Below are 6356 nucleotides of genomic sequence, written 5' to 3' on the forward strand. Positions count from 1 at the left end.
AACTCAGAAGTGAAACGCCGTAGCGCCGATGGTAGTGTGGGGTCTCCCCATGTGAGAGTAGGGAACTGCCAGGCATCAAACAGAAAGAACCCCGTACCGGAAGGTGCGGGGTTTTTTGCTTTGTGCGTTCTGAAAAGTCGGGTGGTGGCCCCACCTTACCCGCCCTACATGCTTTCCCTCCTTGAAACTTTCTCACCTTTCGCTTGCAGACTCGACATTAAGCCCGTTTCTGGGTATCGTTAGCTGTCTGGATGTCTAAACGTTTATACGTATGCTGTGAGGATTTAAGGTTATGCCGATTCGGGTGCAGGACGAGCTACCAGCCGTCAATTTCTTGCGTGAAGAGAATGTCTTCGTCATGACGGCTTCGCGTGCGACAGGTCAGGAAATTCGCCCGCTGAAGGTGCTTATTCTCAATCTGATGCCAAAAAAGATCGAAACGGAGAACCAGTTCCTGCGTTTGCTCTCCAACTCTCCGCTTCAGGTTGATATCCAGCTGCTGCGCATTGACGCCCGTGAGTCACGCAACACGCCTGCTGAGCATCTGAATAACTTCTACTGTAATTTTGAAGATATTCGCGATGAGAATTTCGATGGACTGATCGTCACCGGCGCACCGCTGGGTCTGGTGGAATTTAATGACGTTGCCTACTGGCCACAAATCAGGCAGGTGCTGGAGTGGGCAAAAGATCACGTCACGTCCACCTTATTTGTCTGTTGGGCGGTACAGGCCGCGCTGAATATCCTCTATGGCATTCCCAAGCAAACCCGCAGCGACAAACTTTCTGGCGTATACGAACACCACATTCTTCACCCGCATGCGCTGCTGACGCGTGGTTTCGATGACACTTTCCTGGCTCCGCATTCTCGCTACGCCGATTTTCCGGCACAGCTGATCCGCGATTACACCGACCTGGAAATCCTGGCCGAAACGGAAGACGGCGATGCCTACCTGTTCGCCAGTAAAGACAAACGCATCGCGTTCGTTACCGGCCATCCTGAGTACGATCCGCATACCCTCGCGTCAGAGTATTTTCGTGACGTTGAAGCGGGTCTGAATCCGGATGTCCCGTACAACTATTTCCCGAAAAACGATCCGCAAAACACGCCTCGGGCAACCTGGCGTAGTCACGGAAATCTGCTGTTCACTAACTGGCTCAACTATTACGTCTACCAGATTACGCCGTACGATCTGCGCCACATGAATCCGACGCTGGAGTAATCGTCTGCATTAAACGATCCTAAAGCGTTTCAGCTATTCACATCAGGCACCTTCGGGTGCCTTTTTTATTTCCGAAAACCAACTCAACATCGTGAAAAACTTTAATCCCATATTAATCATACAGTTGTGATTGGATATGAATTAAAATGGAAATTGTTTTTGATTTTGGAAAAATTATAGATAGTCTTAATTCTGCTGAGCGAAAACTACACAACGATCTTTCGCTCGCATCGGGGGCGTGATTTTGGATCTTTGATGAGGAGCAGAACGATGACTCAACAGGCAACAACGGTCGATGAACTGACCTTTACCCAGCCGAATGGCGAGCAAGAACAGCAAGTTTTGACGGCAGAAGCGGTAGAGTTTCTGACTGAACTGGTGACTCGCTTTACGCCACAGCGTAATAAACTGCTGGCGGCACGCATTCATCAACAGCAGGAGATCGATAACGGCAAGTTGCCAGGGTTTATTTCGGAAACCGCTTCCATTCGTCATGGTGAATGGAAAATTCGCGGAATCCCTGAAGATTTACAGGATCGTCGCGTAGAGATCACCGGCCCGGTAGAGCGCAAAATGGTGATTAACGCCATGAATGCCAACGTCAAAGTATTTATGGCGGACTTCGAAGATTCCCTCGCGCCGGACTGGCAGAAAGTTATCGACGGGCAGATCAACCTGCGCGACGCCGTCAACGGCACCATCAGCTATACCAACGAAGCCGGTAAAATTTACCAGCTCAAACCGAATCCGGCGGTGCTGATCTGCCGCGTACGCGGTCTGCATTTGCCTGAAAAACACGTCACCTGGCGCGGAGAAGCCATTCCGGGCAGCCTGTTCGACTTTGCGCTGTACTTCATCCACAACCATAAGAACCTGCTGGCGAAAGGCAGCGGCCCCTATTTCTATCTGCCGAAAACCCAGTCCTGGCAGGAAGCGGCGTGGTGGAGTGAAGTCTTCAGCTACGCAGAAGACCGTTTCAGCCTGCCGCGCGGCACCATTAAGGCTACGCTGCTGATTGAAACCCTGCCAGCCGTATTCCAGATGCATGAGATCCTCCATGCGCTGCGTGACCATATTGTGGGCCTGAACTGCGGCCGCTGGGATTACATCTTCAGCTACATCAAAACCCTGAAAAACCATGCCGACCGGGTATTGCCGGATCGTCAGGTTGTGACCATGGATAAACCGTTCCTCAGCGCCTACTCGCGCCTGCTGATTAAGACCTGCCACAAACGCGGCGCCTTTGCGATGGGCGGCATGGCGGCGTTTATCCCGAGCAAAGACGCAGAGCGTAACAATCAGGTGCTCAACAAGGTGAAAGCCGATAAAGAGCTGGAAGCCCGTAACGGCCACGACGGGACGTGGATTGCCCACCCCGGTCTGGCCGACACGGCGATGGAGGTCTTCAACCGCGTACTCGGCGACAACAAAAACCAGCTGTTTGTCACCCGTGAAGACGATGCGCCAATCGCAGAAGAACAGTTGCTTGCGCCGTGTGCGGGCGAGCGTACGGAAGAGGGCATGCGCGCCAATATTCGCGTCGCCGTGCAGTACATCGAGGCATGGATCTCCGGCAACGGCTGCGTGCCGATCTACGGCCTGATGGAAGATGCCGCCACGGCGGAAATTTCACGTACCTCCATCTGGCAGTGGATCCATTATCAAAAAACGCTCAGCAACGGCAAACCGGTCACCAAAGCCCTGTTCCGTCAGATGCTGGCCGAAGAGATGCGGGTCATCCAGGACGAACTGGGCGAGCACCGCTTCAGCAGCGGGCGTTTTAATGACGCTGCGCGCCTGATGGAGCAAATCACCACCTCTGATGACTTAATCGACTTCCTGACCCTGCCGGGCTACCGCTTCCTGGCGTAATTCACCACATAACAATATGGAGCATCTGCACATGAAAACCCGTACCCAACAGATCGAAGAGTTACAAAAAGAGTGGACCCAACCGCGCTGGGAAGGCATTCGCCGTCCGTACAGCGCAGAGGAAGTGGTGAAGTTACGCGGCTCGGTTAACCCGGAGTGTACGCTGGCGCAGAACGGCGCGGCGAAAATGTGGGATCTGCTGCACGGGGGGTCTAAAAAAGGTTATATCAACAGCCTCGGCGCACTGACTGGCGGTCAGGCATTGCAGCAGGCGAAGGCCGGCATTGAAGCTATCTATCTTTCCGGCTGGCAGGTCGCGGCGGATGCTAACCTGGCCTCCAGCATGTATCCGGATCAATCTCTTTACCCGGCGAACTCGGTGCCGTCAGTGGTAGATCGGATCAACAATACCTTCCGTCGTGCGGATCAGATCCAGTGGGCTGCGGGCATCGAGCCCCACGATCCGCGTTTTATTGACTATTTCCTGCCGATCGTCGCCGATGCGGAAGCCGGTTTCGGCGGCGTGCTGAACGCCTTTGAGCTGATGAAATCGATGATTGAGGCCGGTGCAGCGGCCGTACACTTTGAAGATCAGCTGGCGTCGGTGAAGAAGTGTGGGCATATGGGCGGGAAAGTACTGGTGCCAACTCAGGAAGCGATCCAGAAGCTGGTTGCCGCGCGTCTGGCTGCTGACGTGCTCGGCGTGCCGACGCTGGTCATTGCTCGTACCGATGCGGACGCAGCGGACCTGATCACCTCTGACTGCGACCCGTACGACAGCGAATTCATCACCGGCGAACGCACCAGCGAAGGGTTCTATCGCACGCATGCCGGTATTGAACAGGCGATCAGCCGCGGCCTGGCGTATGCCCCTTACGCCGACCTGGTCTGGTGTGAAACCTCCACGCCGGATCTGGCGCTGGCGAAGCGCTTTGCCGATGCGATTCATGCGAAATATCCGGGCAAGCTGCTGGCCTATAACTGTTCACCGTCCTTCAACTGGCAAAAAAATCTGGACGACACGACCATCGCCAGCTTCCAGCAGCAGCTGTCGGATATGGGCTACAAGTACCAGTTCATCACCCTGGCGGGTATCCACAGCATGTGGTTCAACATGTTCGACCTGGCGCATGCCTACGCACAGGGCGAAGGCATGAAGCACTATGTTGAGAAGGTACAGCAGCCAGAATTTGCGGCGGGCAAAGAGGGTTACACCTTCGTTTCGCACCAGCAGGAGGTGGGAACCGGCTACTTCGATAATGTGACCACGATTATTCAGGGCGGGACTTCCTCCGTCACGGCATTAACGGGCTCAACGGAAGAAGCACAGTTCTGATCTTTCCCCCTCTCCCCCCTCGGGGAGAGGGTTGGGGTGAGGGGGAATATATGTCGCGTGGTCTGGAATTACTGATAGCCCAAACTATTTTGCAGGGCTTCGATGCCCAGTATGGCCGCTTTCTGGAAGTTACCTCTGGCGCGCAACAGCGTTTTGAGCACGCCGACTGGCATGCGGTTCAGCAGGCCATGAAGCAGCGTATCCATCTTTATGATCACCATGTAGGTCTGGTGGTGGAACAACTGCGCTGTATCACCGACGGTAAAAGCCCGGATGCGGAATTTTTACTGCGCGTGAAAGAGCATTACACCCATCTGTTACCCGACTACCCGCGCTTCGAGATTGCGGAGAGCTTTTTTAACTCCGTCTATTGCCGGTTATTTGACCACCGCTCATTATCTCCTGAGCGGTTATTTATCTTCAGCTCCCAGCCCGAGCGACGCTTCCGAACCATTCCGCGTCCGCTGGCGAAAGATTTCTTTCCCGATCGCGGCTGGGAAAAGCTCCTGCACCGCGTCTTAACGGATTTGCCGCTGCGCCTGCCGTGGCAGAATAAACCCCGGGATATCGGCTATATCCACGCGTATCTCAGTGAAACCTTCGGCGAGGCGGTGCTCAGCCGCAGCCATTTGCAGGTTGCCAACGAGCTTTTCTACCGGAATAAGGCCGCCTGGCTGGTGGGTAAACTGGTTACGCCGACAGCCATCGTGCCGTTTCTGCTGCCCATTCACCGTACCGACGACGGCGAACTGTTTGTCGATACCTGCCTGACTACCAGCACTGAGGCGAGTATCGTATTTGGCTTCGCCCGCTCCTATTTCATGGTCTACGCCCCGCTGCCCGCCGCCCTGGTGGAGTGGCTGCGCGAGATCCTGCCGGGCAAAACCACCGCCGAGCTGTATATGGCGATTGGCTGTCAGAAGCATGCCAAAACGGAGAGTTATCGGGAATACCTGCGTTATGTCACCACGGCTGATGAGCAGTTTATCGAAGCGCCGGGTATCCGCGGCATGGTGATGCTGGTTTTCACACTGCCGGGATTCGACCGGGTGTTTAAGGTGATTAAGGATAAATTCGCCCCGCAGAAAGAGATGACCGCAGCCCACGTCCGTGCCTGCTATCAGCTGGTAAAAGAGCACGATCGCGTCGGGCGAATGGCCGATACCCAGGAGTTTGAAAACTTTGTGCTGGATAAGCAGCAGATCGATCCGGCGCTAATGACGCTGCTCATGCAGGAAGCGCCGACGAAAATTACCGATCTTGGCGATAAGATTGCGATCAGCCATCTCTACATTGAGCGCCGTATGGTGCCGCTAAATATCTGGCTGGAACAGTCAGAGGGCCAGGCTTTACGTGATGCCATCGAAGAGTACGGCAACGCCATCCGCCAGCTCGCCGCTGCCAATATTTTCCCCGGGGATATGCTGTTTAAAAACTTCGGCGTCACCCGTCACGGGCGGGTGGTGTTCTACGATTACGATGAAATTTGCTACATGACCGAGGTGAACTTCCGCGATATCCCGCCGCCGCGCTACCCGGAAGATGAACTGTCCAGCGAGCCGTGGTACAGCGTCTCGCCGGGCGATGTGTTTCCGGAGGAGTTTCGCCACTGGCTGTGTGCGGACCCACGCATCGGGCCGTTATTTGAAGAGATGCATGCCGATCTGTTCCGCGCCAGCTACTGGCGCGGGCTGCAAACGCGGATTAAAAACGGGCACGTGGAAGATGTCTACGCTTACCGCCGCAAGCAGCGGTTTTGCATCCGCTTTTCTCCCTCTCCCGCAGGGTAAGGGCATCATGTTTTCTCCCTCTCCCTGTGGGCTGAGGGATCCCCAGTAATTTTTTTATGCAGAAGCAATAAAGTTGCTTTCTAAATGACTGAGGGCTGTCAGCGATGCCCTGGTCCGGCTGTAAATCGCTGAGGCG

4 protein-coding genes are annotated in these 6356 nt (G+C 54.8%); all 4 read left to right on the forward strand.

Features of this window, described 5'->3' with window-relative positions:
* Positions 1–292 precede the first annotated feature (292 nt).
* Positions 293–1222 carry a homoserine O-succinyltransferase gene (gene metA / locus HP459_RS20385; protein ID WP_022646716.1) on the forward strand — a complete coding sequence of 310 codons (930 nt, stop codon included), beginning with the start codon at positions 293–295 and terminating at the stop codon, positions 1220–1222.
* A gap of 270 nt (positions 1223–1492) precedes the next feature.
* Positions 1493–3094, forward strand: coding sequence for a malate synthase A (gene aceB, locus HP459_RS20390; protein ID WP_171936737.1), 1602 nt, complete (start codon positions 1493–1495; stop codon positions 3092–3094).
* Between the two features lie 31 nt (positions 3095–3125).
* Entirely contained in the window at positions 3126–4430 is a 1305-nt protein-coding gene (gene aceA, locus HP459_RS20395; protein ID WP_017694726.1) for an isocitrate lyase, read from the forward strand.
* Positions 4431–4480: 50 nt separating this feature from the next.
* Positions 4481–6220 (forward strand): bifunctional isocitrate dehydrogenase kinase/phosphatase, encoded by a 1740-nt coding sequence (gene aceK, locus HP459_RS20400; RefSeq protein ID WP_171936738.1) that lies wholly within the window; start codon positions 4481–4483, stop codon positions 6218–6220.
* Positions 6221–6356: the final 136 nt, after the last annotated feature.

It is taken from the genome of Enterobacter sp. CM29, from assembly GCF_013179605.1.
Classification (GTDB): domain Bacteria; phylum Pseudomonadota; class Gammaproteobacteria; order Enterobacterales; family Enterobacteriaceae; genus Enterobacter; species Enterobacter intestinihominis.

Coding starts and splice junctions, on each gene's coding strand:
- aceB (WP_171936737.1), top strand. CDS start 1,493: ATGACTCAACAGGCAACAACGGTCGATGAACTGACCTTTACCCAGCCG.
- aceA (WP_017694726.1), top strand. CDS start 3,126: ATGAAAACCCGTACCCAACAGATCGAAGAGTTACAAAAAGAGTGGACC.
- aceK (WP_171936738.1), top strand. CDS start 4,481: ATGTCGCGTGGTCTGGAATTACTGATAGCCCAAACTATTTTGCAGGGC.
- metA (WP_022646716.1), top strand. CDS start 293: ATGCCGATTCGGGTGCAGGACGAGCTACCAGCCGTCAATTTCTTGCGT.